The 276-nt window shown below is 59.3% G+C and carries 1 pseudogene; it reads right to left on the bottom strand.

What is annotated here, in order from left to right:
* Positions 1-189 precede the first annotated feature (189 nt).
* A pseudogene (locus ACQ4LH_RS22055) lies at positions 190-276 on the bottom strand (hypothetical protein); the annotation flags it as partial.

Raw genomic sequence — 276 nt, 5'->3', positions numbered from 1 at the left:
GGTTCAGTTCGTGTCGCTGGCCCGGCATGTGTATAAGAGACGGGTTTTGGGCCGTGGCTCTGATCATGCTTGTCGGCGTACTTGGGGTGAACGCCGTGGGCTGTGTCTTCTACACATCTGACTCTGCCGACGACGCTCCACGACTGTGGANCGTCTCGTGGGCTCGAGATGTGTATAAGAGACAGGTTTTGGGCCGTGGTTCTGATCATGCTTGTCGGCGTAGTTGGGGTGCACGCCGTGGGCGTTGTCGGCTGAGACCAGCAGCGAGCGCTGGAT

The sequence above is a fragment of the Pseudomonas peli genome (genome assembly GCF_050563605.1).
Lineage (GTDB): Bacteria > Pseudomonadota > Gammaproteobacteria > Pseudomonadales > Pseudomonadaceae > Aquipseudomonas > Aquipseudomonas peli_A.
This window is presented reverse-complemented; position numbering and strand designations above follow the sequence as displayed.